Source organism: Pseudomonas sp. ADAK13 (assembly GCF_012935715.1).
Lineage (GTDB): Bacteria > Pseudomonadota > Gammaproteobacteria > Pseudomonadales > Pseudomonadaceae > Aquipseudomonas.
The window spans coordinates 3,600,784-3,619,339 of the sequence record NZ_CP052860.1 but is presented as its reverse complement, the minus strand read 5'-3'; the positions used below and the strand labels follow the sequence as shown (position 1 = coordinate 3,619,339).

The window sequence follows — 18,556 nt, the reverse complement described above, 5'->3', positions numbered from 1 at the left end:
ACTTATCCGCGCAAAAAATCACTCTAGACTGAAATCTCACCTACATATCTGGAGGAAGGCACGATGAAAATCCTGTTGATTGGCGCAAGCGGCACCGTGGGCTCGGCGGTCAAGGCAGAACTGTCCCAACGTCACGAAGTGATCAGCATCGGTCGCAAGAGCGGCGACTTTCAGGTCGACATCAGCGACAGCGCCTCGATCCGCAAACTGTTTCAACAAACCGGCAAGTTCGACGCATTGATCTGCGCCGCCGGCAGCGTCAACTTCGTGCCCTTGGGCGAAATGAGCGCGACCGACTTCGACCTGGGCCTGCAAGACAAGCTGATGGGGCAGGTCAACCTGCTGTTGATCGGCCGTGAGTTCGCCAATGACGGCGCGTCGTTCACCTTCACCAGCGGCATCCTCAACCGTGATCCGATTCGCACCGGTGCTTCGGCAGCCCTGGTCAACGGCGCGCTGGATGCATTCGTAAAAGCCGCAGCAATCGAACTGCCGCGCGGCCTGCGTATCAACTCGGTCAGCCCTACCGTCCTGCTGGAAGCCATGGGCAGCTACGCACCGTACTTCCGCGGCTACAAGCCGGCTCCGGGTGCAGAAGTCGCGTTGGCCTACGCGAAAAGCGTGGAAGGCTTGCAAACGGGGCAGACGTTTATTGTTGGTTGATTCAACCTGTGTCCCGGGCTTGTGATGCACCGCCAGCCTGCGTAACGTGGCGGCACTTATCAGGAGACCCGATAATGCGTGCCGCCCGTACCCTAGCTTTGTTTGCCCTGTTGCCCCTGTTCGCCGCCTGCCAGATGTTCGACAACGAGCCGGCCAAGCCCTCTCTCGCCGGGCTGACCCGCATGCAGGGTGAGCTGACGGCCCAGGGTGACAAACTGCTGTTCCAGCCCTGCAACGACAAACGCAACTACGTGGTCAACGACACCGGCGGCACCAGCATCCTGCAGGAAGCCGCCTCCCTGGCCGGCCAGCAGGGCGCGTTGTTTGCCGATGTGCGTGGCAAGTTCTCCGGCGTAGCCAGCGGCACCCAGGGCACCGTCGACCTGCAACAGGTGTATCGCGTCGAACGCTCGACTTCGGCCTGCGATGACCCGGACTTCAAGCGCATGATCCTGCGGGCCAACGGCCACAAGCCGGCCTGGGCGATGAACGTCACTGCCAAGGGCATGGTGCTGGAACGCGAAGGCCAGCCGCCATTGGCCGTGCCTTATGTGGAAGAGCAATCGGGCGACGGACGGTTCAACCTGATGACCGAAGCCAATAACCAGCACATCGAACTGTGGGTAGCCCCGCAACGTTGTGTCGACAGCGCCAGCGGCAGCCTGCAACACATGTCTGCCGAGTTGCGGGTGAACGGCCAGGTGCAGCGCGGCTGCGCGTCATTCGGCGGTTCCCGGGACGACTGATTGACCCCTGCGCTGTTTTAACATGACGGGAAAGTGCAGTTGGGGCTTATAATCGCCGGTTTGCAAAACAGCCGGCCTCTTTGCCCGCCGCCTACCGGATTCCTGTCATGTTACGAATCACCGAACTCAAGCTGCCCATCGACCATCCCGAAGAAGACCTGCGGCCAGCCATTGTGCAGCGCCTGGGCATCGCCAGTGATGACCTGCTCGATTTCACCCTGTTCAAACGCAGCTACGACGCCCGCAAGAAATCGTCGGAGCTGTGCTTCATCTACACCATCGACCTGAACGTCAAAGGCGAGGCGGCCCTGCTGCTCAAGTTCGCCGACGACCGCAACGTCAACCCGGCACCGGACATCAGCTACAAAGTTGTTGGCCATGCACCGGAAGGCCTGACCGAGCGGCCGATCGTCGTGGGTTTTGGCCCGTGCGGGATCTTCGCCGGGCTGCTGCTGGCACAGATGGGCTTCAAGCCGATCATCCTCGAGCGCGGCCGCGAAGTGCGCCAGCGCACCAAGGACACCTGGGGCCTGTGGCGCAAGAATGTGCTGAACCCGGAATCCAACGTGCAATTCGGTGAAGGCGGCGCCGGGACCTTCTCCGACGGCAAGCTCTACAGCCAGATCAAGGACCCGAAATTCCATGGTCGCAAGGTGCTGCACGAGTTCGTCAAGGCCGGCGCGCCGGACGAGATCCTCTACGTCAGCAAGCCGCACATCGGTACATTCCGCCTGACCGGCGTCGTGGAAAACATGCGCCAGCAGATCATCGCCCTGGGCGGTGAAGTGCGCTTTGAGCAGCGAGTCACCGACGTGCTGATCGAAGATGGCCAGTTGAATGGCGTGGTGGTGGATGGCGGCGAGCAGATCCTGTCCAGACACGTGATCCTGGCCCTCGGCCACAGCGCCCGTGACACCTTCCGCATGCTCCATGGCCGTGGCGTGTACATGGAAGCCAAGCCGTTCTCGGTGGGTTTCCGCATCGAACACCCGCAATCGCTGATCGACGCTGCGCGCCTGGGCAAGTACGCCGGGCACCCGAAACTCGGCGCGGCCGATTACAAGCTGGTGCACCACGCCAAGAACGGCCGTTCGGTTTACAGCTTCTGCATGTGCCCGGGCGGCACCGTGGTAGCGGCAACGTCCGAGCCGAACCGCGTGGTGACCAACGGCATGAGCCAATACTCGCGTAACGAGCGCAACGCCAACTCAGGAATCGTGGTGGGCATCACCCCTGAAGTGGATTACCCGGGCGGCCCGCTGGCCGGGATCGAGTTGCAGGAGCGCCTGGAATCCCACGCGTTCATCCTCGGCGGCAGCAACTACGAAGCACCGGCGCAACTGGTCGGTGATTTCATCGCTGGCAAGCCGTCCACCGCCATCGGCACAGTGGAACCGTCCTACAAACCTGGCGTGGCCCTGGGCGACCTGGCCCTGGCGTTGCCGGACTTTGCCATCGAAGCCATCCGCGAAGCGCTGCCGGCGTTCGAGAAGCAGATCAAGGGTTACTCGCTGCACGATGCGGTCCTGACCGGGATCGAAACCCGCACCTCGTCGCCGCTGCGGATTACCCGTAACGAATCGATGCAGAGCTTGAACGTGAAGGGCTTGTTCCCGGCGGGTGAAGGTGCCGGTTATGCAGGCGGGATCTTGTCGGCGGGTGTCGACGGGATTCGGATCGCCGAGGCGCTGGCGCGGGATATGTTGGGCCTGGAGGCCTGACGTAAACCTTGTAGGAGCTGGCTTGCCGGCGATGGCGTCCTCAAGATCGCCATCGCCGGCAAGCCAGCTCCTACAGTGGGTGTTTCAGATATTGGCGCGCAACACGCTGTCAGGCAGCGCTTCTCCCCGCTCGACACTGGCCGCAACGGCCGCAATCAAACCCTCCAACTCATACCCCTGCCCTGCCAGCCAGGCCTGATCGTAATAGGTCGTGGCATAGCGCTCACCGCCGTCGCACAAAATCGCCACGATCGAGCCCGACTCCCCCGCCGCTTTCATCTGCTGCGCCGCGATCAACGCGCCGATCAGGTTGGTGCCGCTGGAACCGCCCACTCGCCGCCCCAGCCGCTGGGCCAGGTAATGCATGGCCGCCAGGGACAGCGCATCCGGCACCTTGACCATCGCATCAATCACTTTCGGCAAGAACGACGCCTCGACCCGTGGACGGCCAATGCCTTCGATGCGCGATCCACACTCCAGGCGCAGGCTGGCGTCGCCGCTCAGGTAGTAATCAAAAAACACCGAACGCTCCGCGTCCGCGCACAACACCCGGGTGCAGTGCTGGCGATAACGTACATAACGCCCCAACGTCGCCGTGGTGCCGCCTGTGCCGGGGCTGGAAATCAGCCAGCTAGGCTCCGGATAACGTTCAAAGCGCAACTGCTGGAAGATCGATTCGGCGATGTTGTTGTTGGCCCGCCAGTCGGTGGCGCGTTCGGCGTAGGTGAACTGGTCCATGAAGTGGCCACCGCTCTCCTGCGCCAGGCGCTCGGATTCGGCGTAGATCTGCGTCGGATCTTGTACCAGGTGGCTGTTGCCACCGTAGAACGCGATCTGCGCGATCTTTTCCTGGGAGGTGGTGGCCGGCATCACCGCAATAAACGGCAAGCCCAGCAACCGGGCGAAGTACGCCTCGGAAATCGCCGTGGAGCCGCTGGACGCTTCGATCACCGGTGCACCGGGCTTGAGCCAGCCATTGCACAACGCATAGAGGAACAACGAGCGCGCCAACCGGTGCTTCAGGCTGCCGGTGGGATGGCTGGACTCATCCTTGAAATACAGCTCGATGCCCGGCAAACCCGGTAACGGCAAGGGAATCAAGTGGGTGTCGGCGCTACGCTGGAAGTCCGCTTCAATAATACGAATGGCTTCGCGGGCCCATTGGCGGTTGTCGCTCATGATCGGTTTCTCTAAGGATTTCAGAGTTGATCTTAGGATGTTTCCTACACTCCACACAGATACAGTCATGACTCAATTGGACACACAATTTTCGGGCTTTGGCGAGCAACTGATCAGGCCGATTCCTTATAACAAATAAGAATATAACTTTTGTTTTAACAACTAACGGTACGGGTTAGGGTACCCACCTATTGAACTTTGATTGGAGAGCATCCCTTGCCTCTGCGTAGCACTTTCACCCGATTCTTCCAGCTGGAAGCCGCCAGCGGTCTGCTCCTGATCGCTGCCGCCGCTTTGGCGCTGATCATCAACAACTCACCGCTGTCGCACTGGTACGCGAGCTTTCTCGACGTCCCCGTGGTCGCGCAAATTGGCGCGCTGAAAATCGCCAAGCCGGCGCTGCTGTGGATCAACGACGGGCTGATGGCCCTGTTCTTCCTGTTGATCGGCCTCGAGGTCAAACGCGAGGTGCTCGACGGCCAACTGTCCAAGCCCTCGCAAGTGGTACTGCCGGGCGCGGCAGCCATCGGCGGCATGGTGGTGCCGGCCCTGATCTACTGGGCGCTGAACAAGGACAACCCCGCCGCCCTCGGTGGCTGGGCGATCCCGATGGCCACCGACATTGCCTTCGCCCTGGGCGTATTGGCCTTGCTGGGCAAGCGCGTGCCGGTGTCACTGAAGCTGTTCCTGATGACCCTGGCGATCATCGATGACCTGGGTGCAATCATCGTGATCGCCCTCTTCTACTCCGCCGACCTGTCCGGCGCCTCATTGGCCGGTGCCGCGGCGTGCCTGATCGCGTTGATTGCGATGAACCGGCTCGGCGTAGTCAAGCTGGGGCCCTACATGATTATCGGGCTGATCCTGTGGGTCTGTGTGCTCAAGAGTGGTGTGCACGCCACCCTGGCCGGCGTGACCCTGGCGTTCTGCATCCCGTTGCGCACGAAAAACGCCGAACCTTCGCCGCTGTTGACCCTGGAGCACGCGCTGCACCCTTGGGTGGCCTATGCGATCCTGCCGCTGTTTGCCTTTGCCAATGCCGGCGTCTCGCTGACCGGCGTCAACCTGGAAAGCTTCACCCACCACGTGCCCCTGGGCATCGCCGCCGGCCTGCTGCTGGGCAAGACCGTTGGCGTGATGGGTTTCGCCTGGGTCATGGTCAAGACCGGCGTTGCAGCGCTGCCCGCCGGTGCCAACTGGGGCCAGGTGTTGGGCGTCGCGATCCTGTGCGGCATCGGCTTCACCATGAGCCTGTTTGTCGGCTCCCTGGCGTTTGTACCGGGCAGCAGTGAATACGCCGGCATGGACCGGATGGGCATCCTGACCGGATCGATCTTGGCGGCGTTGATCGGGTATGCAGTGACGGCGATGGCCAGTCGCAAGCAGGTACTCGTTCAGGCGTAACCGCTTTTGGAGCCGGCTTGCCGGCTCCAACCTCCTCTAGGCCCATTCGGCGCCATCTCACAGAACCGTCCTACATCCACCCTCCGCTGCTTGCCATAACGTCGTGCTCCCGGCGCCACCGTCGGACGTCGTTATGCAACACGCCAGGAGGGCACGATGGCAAACAACAAGGACATACCCCAGGTCTGGCGATGCTACGGGACCGGCACAGGGGGCTACCGAAAGCTCGAGAACATGAACGAGCGCGAGTTGGCTGATCGAGAGGCCAGGCAGCGAGCCTACGAAGCCATGCTTGCCCGACAGGAGGCCTACGAGGCCAGACGCAAAGTGGAGTCGCCGCCAACGCCACTGCCCAGGGGTGGATGCGTGTTCGCCAAGTCCTGCAACCTGCCCGACGCCCTCATCGACTACAACAATCCGTCCGGTTACATACCGCTTGATCGCATAGGGGACTATGGCGAGCACGTGCTGCTCGGTGGCCGTGAAACGGACAGTGAGGGGCTGCTGCCGCTCAAGAAGATCAGCGGCAGCGCACTCCCGGCAGGGCTCGGCACATTGGCATTGGGCGGTTCCGCGATAGGCGGGGCATCAAGCGTCGCAGCCGGTGCTGGAACAGTCGCCGCTGGCCTGATGCTTGGGGTTGCAGCACTTATCTGGCCCTCCAGCTTGGGCGACAGCGCACTCTACAGCGACCGTCAACTGCGCTCAATGCCACAAGCGCGTACACGGGTTCGCCTGCACGTCGAGCAATTAGCTAACGGCACCCTCAAGGGATACGCCTTCTACACAGGGAAAAATCGTGAGTGGGAGATGGTCGATGTCGTGCAGTTTGGGCTGCGAGGCACACATCAGGTCGCGGACTTGGGCGACGGGATTGAGCTGATCTGGACGCCTGCCATCGATCCGGCTGGCACACTTGGTATCCCTGCTTTGGAAGCTGCGCCGCAGGCACCGCAAATCTGGGTGTATCCGCCGACCGAGAAGGCCGCCAGCATCATCGTTGACCCGATATACCCGCCGGAATACAGGGATTTCATTCTGGTGTTTCCGGCGGACTCGGGGGTTCGGCCGCTCTACGTGGTGGTCAGCGTTAGACCAGGGGACCATGACTACCACTCGGCGCCAGCGTTGCTTCCTGCGTACCCTGACGCCAAAGTCGCAGGTCGCAAAACTCCTGTGAAAGGCGGGGGAGCACTAAGAAAAAGGTGGAAAACGCCCGCGGGGTTAATACTTGAATGGGATCTCCAACATGGCGCGCTCGAAGTGTATGACGCCAGAGGCAGGCATCTGGGTGAGTTTGATCACATTACTGGAGAGCCCACCTCCAAGAAAAAAACAAAGAAGAAAAAAGTAAGGAGAGTCGAACCATGAAGTATTTGTTGGAAGCATTTGATAAGAATACTGACTTGCAAGAGTTCGTAGTCGAACTGCCGCATGACTGCGAAGAGGAGCTTGAAGCCATAATGCAATGGCCCACAAAACAACAGGGATGGGAAGGTTACGATCTGACGGTGGTTCAGCTTTCAGCTATTGAAGCCTTGGTGGGCAGAGCCCTCGGTGACCCACTTTATTACTTTCAACTCACCTGCAATGCGTGAGCCGCCATACGCCACCCAACAAAAAACCCCAACCGGTCACCCGGTTGGGGTTTTTCTGTTCCTGCGACCTTACTCTTAACGAGTAACGCGGCTGGTCCCGTTCACGGTCATGATGCGAACGCGGTCGCCGATGCGGAAGACTTCGTTCGGGTCAACGGCCTGGACGTAGGCGCGCATGCTGCCGTCGTCTTCACGAACGGTGACTTCAACGCCTTGGGTGCGGGTCAGGCCCTCTTCTGCAGCGGAACCCAGCAAGCCACCGGCAACGGCACCGATCACGCCGGTGACGATGCTGCCACGGCCACCACCGATTGCGCTGCCGCCAACACCACCAACCACTGCGCCAGCCACGCCGCCGATTGGGGTCTTGGTGCCTTCGATTTTCACCGGACGCAGGGATTCGATGGTGCCCATGCGAACAGTTTGCACGCGACGTGCTTCGTCACGGGAGTACGAGTCGCCGGTCAGACTCGAGGCGCAGCCACCCAGCAGCAACGACAAGGTGGTAAAGCAGGCAACCAGTAAAACAGACTTACGCATAGCATCAACTCCAAAGGACAGGTAATCATTAAACCGCTGCGGCTTGCTGCCTGTCACGCCATGCCGGGCAGAAAATTGTTTTCATTCAGCCTTAGTACAGTCTGCCTGTACCGAAAAACTCGACGAACGGTATAAACCTCACCGCCATCGGGATCTTCATGGTCTGTTTCATCATTGTAGCGAATGGCTGAAAACGCGGCGCAGCGTTACACCTCCAAAGCCTCTGACTAGAGACTCCGGCGTGCAGCGCTGCATTCAGGCGAGGTGACGAAAGGTGGGCTCAGGGCGCCAGCCGCTCGCGGGACCAGTCGGCACCCTGCAAGCGGTAGTTCAAGCGGTCGTGCAAACGACTCGCGCGGCCTTGCCAGAACTCGATGCGCTCCGGCAGCAGGCGATATCCGCCCCAATGCTCGGGGCAGTCGGGCTGGGTATCACTGAAACGTTGCTCAGTGGCCTTGAGCAGGTCCTGCAACTCTTCGCGGTCCCGGATCACCCGGCTCTGCGGTGAAGCCCAGGCGCCCAGGCGGCTGCCCAGGGGGCGGACCTGGAAGTAAGCGTCCGATTCCTCAGGCGTGACCTTGACCACCCGGCCTTCGATACGCACCTGGCGCTCCAGGGTCGGCCAGAAGAAGGTCATGGCGGCAAACGGGCGCACCGCGAGCTGTTCGCCCTTGGCGCTCTGATAGTTGGTGAAGAAGGTAAAGCCCTGTGCATCCAAACCCTTGAGCAGCAGGACCCGGCAATGGGGGCGACCGTCCTGGTCGACCGTTGCCAGGGTCATGGCATTGGCCTCCACCGGCGGCTGTTCGGTTTTCACCGCATCGCTGAACCACTGGTGGAACAAGGCAAACGGTTCGTCCGGGGCCTGGGCCTCGCTCAAACCGTCCCGTGTGTAGTCACGGCGCATATCGGCCAGTGCCTGGGTCATGCGGCTTTATCCTTCTTGCTCAAATAATCAGTTTTTTGCCTGGTCGTTCGAAGCGGCTGGAGCAGCGGCCTTGGCCGGTGCTGGCTTTTTAGCAGCTGGCTTGGCCGGGGCCTTTTTGGCCGCTGGCTTGGCGGCGGCTTTCTTGGCGACCGGTTTTTTCGCCGGCGCGGCTTTTTTGACCGGAGCAACTGCTGGAGCAGGAACGTCCTGCACAGCCACCATTTCAGCCTTCGGCGGGTTAGCCGAGTTGTACTTGCTCAGCAGGGCCAGCATGGTGGTGCGCTGGGTGAACATGATTTCCATGCGACGGTTCAGGGCCCGGCCCTGGGTGCTGTCGTTGGCGGCACGTGGCATCAGGTCGCCCATGCCACGCAGCATCAGGCGGTCCTGCTTCAGGCCGCTGAGGCTGAAGATCGAGGCGATGGACTGCGCACGCTCCTTGGTCAGGGCCTGGCTCACTGGCTCGGCACCCGAGGTATCGACGTGGCCCAACACCAGTACGGCAGTCTTCGGATCGCCTTCAACCGCCTTGGCAACGCGGGTGAATGGACCCAGGGTTACCGGCAGCAACATCGCCGGGCGTTTCGGGTTGTAGGAACCGTCGACCGGGGCAATCACCACCAATACGTTGTCGCGACGTTCCAGTTGCAGGTTGCTGTCCTTGATCGCGAGGCGCAGGCGCGGCTCGTAATCGTCCAGCCAGGCCTGGGTGATTTTTGGGTCAGGCATCGGGATGTTGGCGACGTCGACCTTGGCCAATGGCTTTGGCTTGCTTTCAAACGGCCACCACCACTTGGTATCGGTATCTGTCTTGGCAACGGCAGGTGCAGCAGCCGGTGCGGCAGCCGGTGCGCCGGAAGCAGGCGTTGCCGCCTTGAGGTCGGCTTTCAGGTCAGCCTTGGCATCGTCGGCTTTCGACGAGAACGGCCACCAGCTGGAGCCGGTATCCGCCTTGGCAACCGGGGCCGGGGCCTGAGCAGGTGCTGCAGCGGCAGGTGCTACCGGCGCAGGCGCCTTGGCAGCAACGGCAGGTTTGGCATCCGGTTTGGTGTCGGCTTGGCTCACTGCGTCCTTGGTAGCAGCCTTATCGGAGCCAAATGACCACCAATGCCCACCTTCGGCATCATTTTGTGGGGTTTGTGCACAGCCAGTAATAGTGAGGCATAGCGCCAGTGCCAAGGACTTGTTCGATAACATGAGATATCCACAAAATGAGAAAAAATCAGGGGCCTGAATGACCCGTTAAACAGACGCTTCTGGAACATTAAAGTTACAACATTTCGCCTAGCGTCTTTTTGTAGGTGTCTTTGTAACAAAAAAACGCAAGACAGCAAGCTATTTACAGACAACCGGCCAATATTCTTACCAACTTTTGCGCCCGCGGGTCCATAAGTACATAGGGGCCCAATGTATTGGTCACAAAACCAAAGGCTACATCATGTTCCGGGTCGGCAAACCCCACCGAACCACCGGCCCCGGGATGCCCAAAGGCCCGGGGGCCAAGGCCGAACGTGGCGTTTGGCACGTGCGGTTGATCCAACATGCAGCCCAGGCCAAAGCGGGTTTGTGTCAATAAGGTTTTATCCGGGCCAATACTGTGTTCGCGGGTCAACTCTTCAAGCATATCGGCTTCCAGCAAACTACCGTCGAGCAGCCCACTATAAAAACCCGCCAGACTTCGCGCATTACCGTGACCATTTGCCGCTGGCTGCTGCATACGCCGCCATTCAGGTTTATTAGTGCTGGTCAGAATAGACGGTGGATTGGTAAATGCACGGGTAGTCATCGCCGTCGGCTCGCGCATCGTTACTTGAAGTAAACGTTGTGCCGCCTCATCGCCTACATTGCCCTTGCCCCGGGCTATATGGGCAACTCGATAAAACTCTTCATCGGCCAGACCCACGTGAAAGTCCAGGCCCAATGGCCGCGCCACCCGGGCCACGATGGACTCGCCCGGGCCACGACCGTCGGCGCGACGAAGCAATTCGCCCACCAGCCAGCCGTAGGTAATCGCCGCGTAGCCATGGCCTTCCCCGAGCTTCCACCACGGCGCTTCGGCCGCAAGGGCGTCGACCATCATTTGCCAGTCGTACAGCGCCTCGGCGGGCAGTGTTTCACGCAGGGCAGGCAGCCCGGCCTGGTGGCAGAGCAGATGGCGCAGGGTGATGGCCTCTTTGCCGGCTGCCGCGAATTCCGGCCAGTATCTGGCGACCGGCGCATCCAGCTGCAGCTTGCCTTCGGCCACCAGTTGCAGCGCCGTGACGGCTGTAAAGGTCTTGGTGCAGGAGAACAGGTTGGCGATGGTATCGCTGTGCCAGGCCTCGGCACCGTCCTTGTCGGCGGTACCGGCCCACAGGTCGACGACGGTTTCGCCGCCGATCTGGATGCACAGCGCGGCGCCGCGCTCCTGAGGGTCGTCGAACAGCGCGGCGAAGGCTTCACGCACCGCTTCGAATTGAAGCTCGTAATGACCCTGAATCTGCACCTAAGCCCCCTCGGAAAAGTACCGCAAAAAGTGGCCGACATTGTTCCAGCCATTGAGTGATTTGTGAACCCGCACTCGTCGATCAGGCCCGATCAATGGCCCTTGCCCGAATGCCCGCCGGAGCGCCCTGCACCCGGCCCTGCCGCATCGCCGTCATGCCCCGGTTTACCGCCTTCTCCGGTATGGACCACGCTGGCCGCCTTGGCCTTTTCGGCCTCCTTGCCCAACTGGTCGACGGCCGCCAGGTTACTTTTACGAACACTGTCAACGAAGCCCTGAAACGGCACATCGGTGATGCCCACCAGGCCGAAGTGGCCGTTTTCGCCGTCCAGCAGACGACCGGTTACCGGCTGGTCGAGGTACTGGAACCAATGCACGCCAACAATCGACGGCTCGGCCATGGCCTGCTTGAGGAAGTTGGCGTAGGCAGCACCGCGATCCTCTTCCCTGGCCAACTGCGTCACACCGCCCCAGAACGGACCACGGTCCGCCGAGCCGAAGTTGAATTCGGTGATCAGCACCGGTTTGTCCAACGCCCGCAGCGCCGCGAAGTCGTAGCCATCCTGGGGCTTGAGGGTGTACATGTTGAAACTCAGCACGTCGCAATATTGCGCGCAAGACGCCACCGCCTCCGGTGTGCTGACAGCGTAACGGCCACCCAGCAACAGCTGGTTGGGCGCATGCCATTTCAGCGAGTCGGAGATGGTCTTGAAGTAGGCATCGGCGAAGGTCTTCTGGAAGTATTTGAAGTCTGCTTCGATTTCCGGGTGTTCGGGGTTCGGCATGGGCGGCACAAAGCCCGGGTCTTCCATCAGCTCCCAGGCAGGCAGGTCAATGCCCCAGGCCTTCGACAGGCCGGCCTGGTTGCGGTACTTGTCGCGCAACTGCTTGAGAAACGCGCGCTTGGCCGGAACGTCGGTGGTCATGCGCAACGTGCCATAGGCCAAGGCGTAGCGGGACTTCGGATCATCACCGGGACCGGCCCAGGCCAGCTCGTTGTCGGCAAAGAAACCGATCAGCCACGGGTCATCGCGATGGTCACGGGCGGCAATCGCCACCGCACGCTCGGTGGCCATGGCGAAACGCGGGTCGAACGGGTCGGGCATGCCGCCCCACCAATCGGTGCCGGTGCTGATGCTCGCGTAGTCGCCAACAATCGACAGCGGCAAGGTGTAAGGCACGCGGTCAGCGGTCGCCAACTGCGGCGCACTCCAGTTGCCCACGGTGTTGAAACCCCAGGCTTGCAGGCGATCCAGGGCATGGGTCACCCAACGTTTCTGGTCGAAGCCTTCCGGGGCGCAAGGCGCCGGGGGCACACAGGGCTGGGCAAACGTGCGCTGCAGGTTGGCGCCGTAAAAATCGTACCAGCGGCCGACATTAAAGCTGCGGCCCTGATCGGCACCATTGCCGCCACGGTTATCACCGCTGCCGTAGTACTTATCGAAGGGCTCACCGGCCTTGGGCAACGCGGCAAACATCCATTCGCGGCCTGCCACGTAGGTCTGGCTGTTGTCCGGGGCCACGGTGTTGACGCCCAGGGAGTAGAACGGATGGCCTTCCGGCGTCACCAGGTACCAGCGCCCGTCGCGCTTCTCGGTGCGGAAGAAGCCGCTGGCATCGAAGGCCGGGCCTTTGTTCCAGCCGCCGAATTTGTCCAGGGAGGCTTTGTCACGCTCGGCCAGCCAGCCCTTGAGCTGTTGCTGTTCCTTGACCGCTGCGGCCCTCAACTGGTCGTCACTGCTGACTTTCTCCGGCCATCTGGCGCGGGTGGACTGCCCGTAGGCATCCACCAGATCACTGTAGGTGGCCTTGAGCACCGGCTCGATGTCCTGCACGCCGAAGCGCTCCAACAAAATGCTTTGGGCGACATTGGGCTTGATCATCGACAGGGTTACCGACACGACCTGGCTGCGGTCGATCTCCCCTTCACTGCTGGCCAGCAATACGCGCTGGCCATCGACGGTGACCGGCATGGGCGGGCCGGCCTTCATGCCCTGGCTCAGCGGCGAGTTGGCTTGCAGCGGAATCAGCAGTGTCTGCGCCGGGCCTGCGGGCAGGTCGATACGGCTGAACAGCGTCCGGCCGTCATTGCTCTGCACCTCGACGTACAGGGTCAACGCCCAGTCCATCGCACTCTGAATGCGCAAGCTCATGGCGCCGGATTGCGACCAGTCCCAGGCACCGGTCTGCGGGCTGAGCACCAGGCTCGGTTCGGCCGCCGGGTTGAAGGTAATACGGCGCAGCACTTCGCCTTCAGGGGTTTGTTCGGCATTGTATTGCGGCAGGCTGGCGTCCTGGGTCGCTACCTTGACCACATCAGCGGGCCGTACAAAGTTGAACAACGTTTGTTGCCCCGCAGGCGCAGCCAGCAAGGGCGCGGCAAACAACAAGGCAAAAACAGCGGGCAGCGTGCGAATCATGTGAACAAGGTTCTCCCAAACGGCCGATGACTGGCCTGATGACGTGAAGCAATGGTGAGATAGACCACGAAGTGGGCGATTTCGCCCACGGTGGCTTATGAAATTTCCCGCCGGAACGGCGGCAAAGCATTCAGGATAGCTTTGCCGTAGCGCTGGGTGACCAGGCGCCGGTCAAGCAAGGTGATGGTGCCGCGATCTTCTTCGGTACGCAGCAGGCGCCCGCAGGCCTGGACCAGCTTCAGGGAAGCGTCCGGCACCGAGATTTCCATGAACGGATTGCCGCCCCGGGCCTCGATCCACTCGGCCAGCGCGGCCTCCACCGGATCATCCGGCACCGAGAACGGGATCTTGGCGATCACCACGTGCTCACAGTAGGCGCCCGGCAAATCCACACCCTCGGCGAAACTGGCCAGGCCGAACAGCACGCTGGAGTCGCCGCCATCCACCCGGGCCTTGTGCTTGTTCAGGGTTTCCTGTTTCGACAGGTTGCCCTGGATAAACACCTGCTTGCGCCAGTCACGGTCGAGGCCGTCGAACACGTCCTGCATCTGTTTGCGGGACGAGAACAGCACCAGCGTGCCCCGAGAGCCTTCCACCAGCGACGGCAGGTCGCGAATGATCGCCGCCGTGTGGGCCGGCGCATCACGCGGGTCGGCCTTGAGGTCCGGCACCCGCAGCACACCGGCGTCGGCGTGATGGAACGGGCTCGGCACCACGGCGGTGACGGCCTTTTTCGGCAGCCCGGCACGCATGCGGAAGCGGTCGAAGGTGCCCAGGGCGGTCAGCGTAGCCGAGGTGACCAGGGCGCCGTAGGCCACGTTCCACAGGTTGCGTCGGAGCATTTCCGCCGCCAGGATCGGGCTGGCGTTGACCTCGATATCAAACAATGCACCGCTTTCCGACAAGGTCAGCCAGCGGGCCATGGGCGGGTTGTCTTCCGGGTCTTCGACGGTAAAGGCCGTCCACAGCTCCCAATTACCCTGGGACCGGGACAACAGGCTGCCAAACAGCGGGTACCATTCTTCGGCCTGGTTGCTGGCGATGCCGATGTTGACCTCGCCGTCCATGCCTTCCTTGAGCAAATCGGTGAGACGGGTGAACAGGTCGGTCAGGCGCGAAAAGCCCTTCTTCAGCTCAATGCCCATCTCGCGCATGTGCTCGGGAATCAGCCCGCCGACGAAACGATGACGCGGCCGCTCGCGGCCTTCCACGTCTTCGCCGGGCTTGAAGTCTGCCACCTGCTCGCAGGCGCTGAACATGAATTGCTGCTGGGTCTTGATCTCCCGCGCCAGCTCCGGCACCTGCTCGATCAACTTGCCCAGGTCGCCCGGCAGCGGGTGCTGGGCAAGCAACTTGGTGAGGTTCTTGGCGGTGGTTTCCAGCCAGTCCGCGGTGGAACGCAGCCGCGTGTAGTGGGCGAAGTGGCCGATGGCCTTGTCAGGCAGGTGATGGCCTTCGTCGAATACGTAGAGGGTGTCGCGGGGGTCGGGCAAGACAGCACCGCCGCCCAGGGCCAGGTCGGCGAGGACCATGTCATGGTTGGTGACAATAACGTCGACCTTACCCATGCCTTCCCGGGCCTTGTAGAAGGCGCACTGGCCGAAGTTGGGGCAATGACGGTTGGTGCACTGGCTGTGATCGGTGGTCAGGCGCGCCCAGTCGGCGTCTTCCAGGGCGTTGGGCCAGCTGTCGCGGTCGCCGTCCCATTTATTGCCCGCCAGTTTCTCGATCATGCTGGTAAACAGCTTCTGACTGACCTCATCGACTTCGATCTTGAAGCCTTCTTCTTCGAACAGCGAAGCCGTGGCGGTTTGCGCGTGGCCTTCCTGCAACAGCACGTCGAGCTTGGACAGGCACATGTAGCGCCCACGGCCCTTGGCCAGGGCGAAGGTGAAATTCAGGCCACTGTTGCGCATCAGGTCGGGCAGGTCTTTGTAGACGATCTGCTCTTGCAGGGCGACGGTGGCGGTGGCAATCACCAGGCGCTTGCCGGCGGCCTTGGCAGTAGGGATCGCCGCCAGGCTGTAGGCCACGGTTTTCCCGGTACCGGTGCCGGCCTCGACGGCCACCACCGCAGGGTCGCCACTGCGCCGGCCTTCGTCGTCGGTGTCGATATCTCCGAGGACCTTGGCCACTTCGGCGATCATCAGGCGCTGGCCATACCGCGGTTTCAAGCTCTTGGCTTCGAGAAAACGCGAGTAGGCGCCCTGGATCGTGGTTTTGAGTTCAGTGCTGATCATGGATAGTCGGGCGCAAAAAACGCTGGATAAATTTTCAGTGGTTCGGATCGGCCGCTATCATACCCCGCTAATTAATCCCGCGCAGAACGGAGTACCCCAATGACCGTGTTTAGCCTCGCTTATACCCTGCATGTACTGGCCGCCCTGATCTGGGTCGGCGGTATGTTTTTCGCCTGGATGATCCTGCGCCCCGCCGCCATGGCCGCGCTGGACGGGCCTGCCCGGCTGAAACTCTGGGTGAATGTGTTTCAACGTTTTTTTGTGTGGGTCTGGGTCGCGGTGCTGGTATTGCCGATCAGCGGTGTCGGCCTGCTGCAACTGCGCTTCAGCGGGTTTGAGACCGCGCCGCGTTATGTGCAGGTCATGATGGGGTTGTATGTGGTGATGACGGCGCTGTTTATCCGGATCCAGGCGTTGAAGTTGCCTGAGTTGCGCACGGCGGTGGCGGCTGAAGACTGGCCGGCCGGGGCGGCGGCGCTGGGGCAGATTCGCCGGTTGGTGGGGATTAACTTGATGGTGGGGTTGGTGCTGGTGGCGATTGCTTCGGCACGGCCGATGTTCTAGGGCACCCCATACCCTGTGGCGAGGGGCTTGCTGTGGCGAGGGAGCTTGCTCCCGCTGGGCTGCGTAGCGGCCCCAAAAAAAGCGGGAGCGCTGCGCACTCCAGCGGGAGCAAGCTCCCTCGCCACAGCAAGCTCCCTCGCCACAGGTAAAGCATTAAAGCCGTTGAACAGTCACAGCACCCGCAGGCCCCGCTGGCCCCGGCTGACCTTCCAACCCGGCCCGGCCTTTCTCGCCGCCATCGGCGCGGTACACCAGGCAACCCTTGGACTGCCCGCCTTTACCCGGCTTGCCCGCCGTGCCCGCCAAACCACCGGCACCGCCGTCCACCCAGACCTTGATCTTTTCCCCCGGGAAGTCTTGCGGCAATTCCACTCGAACCTGCGCACCCGCCGCACCCGGCAGCCCGTCGCCACCGTTGTCGCCATTGGCACCGCGCCCGGCCGAACCCCAGGTGCAACCCGGGTCTTCGCCGTTGGCACCGTCCAGTCCGGCATAACCCTGGGCGCCCGCGCCGCCACGGGCATCCACCGACAGCTCATCGGCCGTCAGCGAATTGATGCGCAACACCAAGTCACGCCCAGCCTTGGCCGGACGTTCATGGGTACCGGGCGCACCACGCGAGGTGATCTGACTGCCATGCTCCAACTGCGCCTGGCGCACCTGCAGTTGCAGGGCGGTGCTGCCGGGCACGATGGCGATACGTGCTTCGCGGCCCAGGTGCAGCTCATCCACCGTCACCTGGGTGATATTTGAGGGGATCAGCAAGGTGCCGTAATCCGCCACCTCCAGCCGCTCCAGTTGCAACACGCTGCTGCTGTTGGGCAGGCGCATCAACGAGTTGGTGTCAACGCTGACGCTCTGGGCCAGGGCAATGGGGCTGACCAACAGGGCCAACAGAAAAACCTTACGCATGATTGGCCTCCTTGTTTACATCATTAACCGGTGCCGGCGCCGAAAGGCTCTGCACATGGAACATACCCACCAGCAGGATCTGCAAGCGGTCACGCCAGGGATGGGCACGATTTTTCACGCTGCCGTTGAACAGCAGCAATTCAAGAAGGTGGGTCAACAGCAACAGGCTGCCGGCCAGATTGACCAACAGGTGGAACGGGTTGATCAGCGGCGAGAACAGATTGACCACCACCACGACCCAGAACAGCAACGTCAAAAACTTCCCCAGCCCCCAAAACACCTTCATCCCGCACGCTCCCCTTGCACATTATTCTTTGGGCGCACAGTAACGACTTCTACAGGCGTTGTGCCAGTGAAGGATTAAAAAATTGATGAAGGGGCCCCCGTGGATCCCACGGGGGCGTTGAGGCTTTGTCAGCGGTTGATCTGAATTTCCACGCGGCGGTTCAGCGCGCGGCCGTCAGCGGTTTTGTTATCCGCCACCGGATGGCTTTCACCGGCGCCGGTCACCGAGACAAAACTGCTGCGCGGGATGCCGGAACTGACCAGGTAGTCGGTTACCGAGTGAGCGCGTCGTTCAGAGAGCTTCTGGTTGTAGGCGTCTTTACCGACGCTGTCGGTATGCCCGCTGACGCGCAGTTGCGCACTCGGGGCCTCTTTTTTCAGGCGGGTGGCGATGGTGTCGAGCTTGGTTTTATCGGCGGCCGTCAGCTTGGCGGAGTCGAACTCGAAGTGCACGTCACGAATCACGATGGTCTCTTCCTTGACCACCACCACTTCTTCTTGAACCACGGCTACCGGAACCGGTGGGCAGCCATTGGCATCCACCTGCACGCCTTTTGGCGTACCCGGGCACTTGTCGCGGCTGTCCGGCACGCCGTCGCCGTCTTCGTCACCGTCGCCGTGCACCCAGCAATAGGCGCCGGCCATGCCGCCAATCAGCAACGCACCATAGCCCGCATAGGCAGAGCTTTCAGTCGCGCCGATGGCAGCACCGGTCACACCGCCAACCGCGGCGCAGGTGGGCCAGTCGGTTTTTTGCAAGCCTGCGCAACCTGTCAATACTCCGGTTAGCAGAACCAAGGGTAGAGCTGTCCGCATGATGCTCATCTGACTTTCTCCTGAGGGGATCGGCGGGGGCCGACGAGTGGAGTAA

At 61.6% G+C, this 18,556-nt stretch carries 17 protein-coding genes; 7 read left to right on the top strand and 10 right to left on the bottom strand.

Annotated features, from left to right (window positions below; genetic code table 11):
- The first annotated feature begins 48 nt into the window (after positions 1-48).
- From HKK54_RS16690 to HKK54_RS16680, 3 genes are all read left to right on the top strand, one after another.
- Positions 49-663, top strand: a complete 615-nt coding sequence (locus tag HKK54_RS16690; protein WP_272903152.1) for a short chain dehydrogenase — start codon at positions 49-51, stop codon at positions 661-663.
- A gap of 74 nt (positions 664-737) precedes the next feature.
- Positions 738-1,409 carry a COG3650 family protein gene (locus tag HKK54_RS16685; protein ID WP_169387262.1) on the top strand — a complete coding sequence of 224 codons (672 nt, stop codon included), beginning with the start codon at positions 738-740 and terminating at the stop codon, positions 1,407-1,409.
- 107 nt (positions 1,410-1,516) lie between these two features.
- The gene (locus tag HKK54_RS16680) at positions 1,517-3,130 is read left to right on the top strand and encodes an NAD(P)/FAD-dependent oxidoreductase (RefSeq protein ID WP_169387261.1); all 1,614 of its coding nucleotides are present in this window, start codon (positions 1,517-1,519) and stop codon (positions 3,128-3,130) included.
- An 84-nt stretch (positions 3,131-3,214) separates the two neighbouring features.
- Here the strand turns inward: HKK54_RS16680 and HKK54_RS16675 are convergent, their stop codons facing one another.
- Entirely contained in the window at positions 3,215-4,312 is a 1,098-nt protein-coding gene (locus HKK54_RS16675; RefSeq protein WP_178121026.1) for a PLP-dependent cysteine synthase family protein, read from the bottom strand.
- A 213-nt stretch (positions 4,313-4,525) separates the two neighbouring features.
- Between HKK54_RS16675 and nhaA the strand changes: the two genes are divergently transcribed.
- From nhaA to HKK54_RS16660, 3 genes are all read left to right on the top strand, one after another.
- Positions 4,526-5,713 carry a Na+/H+ antiporter NhaA gene (gene nhaA, locus HKK54_RS16670; protein WP_010176701.1) on the top strand — a complete coding sequence of 396 codons (1,188 nt, stop codon included), beginning with the start codon at positions 4,526-4,528 and terminating at the stop codon, positions 5,711-5,713.
- Between the two features lie 156 nt (positions 5,714-5,869).
- Positions 5,870-7,084 carry an S-type pyocin domain-containing protein gene (locus HKK54_RS16665; protein WP_169387259.1) on the top strand — a complete coding sequence of 405 codons (1,215 nt, stop codon included), beginning with the start codon at positions 5,870-5,872 and terminating at the stop codon, positions 7,082-7,084.
- Positions 7,081-7,311: a DUF7683 domain-containing protein gene (locus HKK54_RS16660; RefSeq protein ID WP_169387258.1), complete on the top strand. Its 231-nt coding sequence runs from the start codon at positions 7,081-7,083 to the stop codon at positions 7,309-7,311. Before HKK54_RS16665 ends, HKK54_RS16660 begins: the two co-directional genes overlap by 4 nt.
- A 75-nt stretch (positions 7,312-7,386) precedes the next feature.
- On the opposite strand, the gene HKK54_RS16655 is transcribed toward HKK54_RS16660, so the two are convergent.
- The 6 genes from HKK54_RS16655 to dinG all read right to left on the bottom strand — a co-directional run bounded on the left by HKK54_RS16655 (position 7,387) and on the right by dinG (position 15,924).
- Entirely contained in the window at positions 7,387-7,851 is a 465-nt protein-coding gene (locus HKK54_RS16655; RefSeq protein WP_010176704.1) for a glycine zipper 2TM domain-containing protein, read from the bottom strand.
- A gap of 280 nt (positions 7,852-8,131) precedes the next feature.
- Positions 8,132-8,779, bottom strand: a complete 648-nt coding sequence (gene pdxH / locus HKK54_RS16650) for a pyridoxamine 5'-phosphate oxidase (protein WP_010176705.1) — start codon at positions 8,777-8,779, stop codon at positions 8,132-8,134.
- Between the two features lie 27 nt (positions 8,780-8,806).
- Positions 8,807-9,976 carry an OmpA family protein gene (locus HKK54_RS16645; protein ID WP_029616159.1) on the bottom strand — a complete coding sequence of 390 codons (1,170 nt, stop codon included), beginning with the start codon at positions 9,974-9,976 and terminating at the stop codon, positions 8,807-8,809.
- 142 nt (positions 9,977-10,118) lie between these two features.
- Complete coding sequence (locus HKK54_RS16640; protein ID WP_169387257.1) at positions 10,119-11,264, bottom strand: serine hydrolase domain-containing protein; 1,146 nt, start codon at positions 11,262-11,264, stop codon at positions 10,119-10,121.
- A 92-nt stretch (positions 11,265-11,356) separates the two neighbouring features.
- Complete coding sequence (locus tag HKK54_RS16635; RefSeq protein WP_169387256.1) at positions 11,357-13,684, bottom strand: beta-galactosidase; 2,328 nt, start codon at positions 13,682-13,684, stop codon at positions 11,357-11,359.
- Positions 13,685-13,779: 95 nt separating this feature from the next.
- A complete protein-coding gene (gene dinG / locus HKK54_RS16630; RefSeq protein ID WP_010176709.1) occupies positions 13,780-15,924 on the bottom strand; it encodes an ATP-dependent DNA helicase DinG in 2,145 nt (714 codons plus the stop codon).
- 99 nt (positions 15,925-16,023) lie between these two features.
- Here dinG and HKK54_RS16625 point away from each other — a divergent pair, with 99 nt between their 5' ends.
- Complete coding sequence (locus HKK54_RS16625) at positions 16,024-16,488, top strand: CopD family protein (RefSeq protein WP_010176710.1); 465 nt, start codon at positions 16,024-16,026, stop codon at positions 16,486-16,488.
- A gap of 153 nt (positions 16,489-16,641) precedes the next feature.
- On the opposite strand, the gene HKK54_RS16620 is transcribed toward HKK54_RS16625, so the two are convergent.
- The 3 genes from HKK54_RS16620 to HKK54_RS16610 form a co-directional block, all read right to left on the bottom strand.
- Positions 16,642-17,400: a hypothetical protein gene (locus HKK54_RS16620; protein ID WP_010176711.1), complete on the bottom strand. Its 759-nt coding sequence runs from the start codon at positions 17,398-17,400 to the stop codon at positions 16,642-16,644.
- Entirely contained in the window at positions 17,393-17,686 is a 294-nt protein-coding gene (locus tag HKK54_RS16615; RefSeq protein ID WP_010176712.1) for a DUF1145 domain-containing protein, read from the bottom strand. Before HKK54_RS16615 ends, HKK54_RS16620 begins: the two co-directional genes overlap by 8 nt.
- 128 nt (positions 17,687-17,814) lie before the next feature.
- Complete coding sequence (locus tag HKK54_RS16610) at positions 17,815-18,510, bottom strand: OmpA family protein (protein ID WP_010176713.1); 696 nt, start codon at positions 18,508-18,510, stop codon at positions 17,815-17,817.
- Positions 18,511-18,556: the final 46 nt, after the last annotated feature.

Coding starts and splice junctions, on each gene's coding strand:
- HKK54_RS16685 (WP_169387262.1), top strand. CDS start 738: ATGCGTGCCGCCCGTACCCTAGCTTTGTTTGCCCTGTTGCCCCTGTTC.
- HKK54_RS16680 (WP_169387261.1), top strand. CDS start 1,517: ATGTTACGAATCACCGAACTCAAGCTGCCCATCGACCATCCCGAAGAA.
- HKK54_RS16665 (WP_169387259.1), top strand. CDS start 5,870: ATGGCAAACAACAAGGACATACCCCAGGTCTGGCGATGCTACGGGACC.
- HKK54_RS16660 (WP_169387258.1), top strand. CDS start 7,081: ATGAAGTATTTGTTGGAAGCATTTGATAAGAATACTGACTTGCAAGAG.
- HKK54_RS16655 (WP_010176704.1), bottom strand. CDS start 7,851: ATGCGTAAGTCTGTTTTACTGGTTGCCTGCTTTACCACCTTGTCGTTG.
- pdxH (WP_010176705.1), bottom strand. CDS start 8,779: ATGACCCAGGCACTGGCCGATATGCGCCGTGACTACACACGGGACGGT.
- HKK54_RS16645 (WP_029616159.1), bottom strand. CDS start 9,976: ATGTTATCGAACAAGTCCTTGGCACTGGCGCTATGCCTCACTATTACT.
- HKK54_RS16635 (WP_169387256.1), bottom strand. CDS start 13,684: ATGATTCGCACGCTGCCCGCTGTTTTTGCCTTGTTGTTTGCCGCGCCC.
- dinG (WP_010176709.1), bottom strand. CDS start 15,924: ATGATCAGCACTGAACTCAAAACCACGATCCAGGGCGCCTACTCGCGT.
- HKK54_RS16625 (WP_010176710.1), top strand. CDS start 16,024: ATGACCGTGTTTAGCCTCGCTTATACCCTGCATGTACTGGCCGCCCTG.
- HKK54_RS16620 (WP_010176711.1), bottom strand. CDS start 17,400: ATGCGTAAGGTTTTTCTGTTGGCCCTGTTGGTCAGCCCCATTGCCCTG.
- HKK54_RS16615 (WP_010176712.1), bottom strand. CDS start 17,686: ATGAAGGTGTTTTGGGGGCTGGGGAAGTTTTTGACGTTGCTGTTCTGG.
- HKK54_RS16610 (WP_010176713.1), bottom strand. CDS start 18,510: ATGAGCATCATGCGGACAGCTCTACCCTTGGTTCTGCTAACCGGAGTA.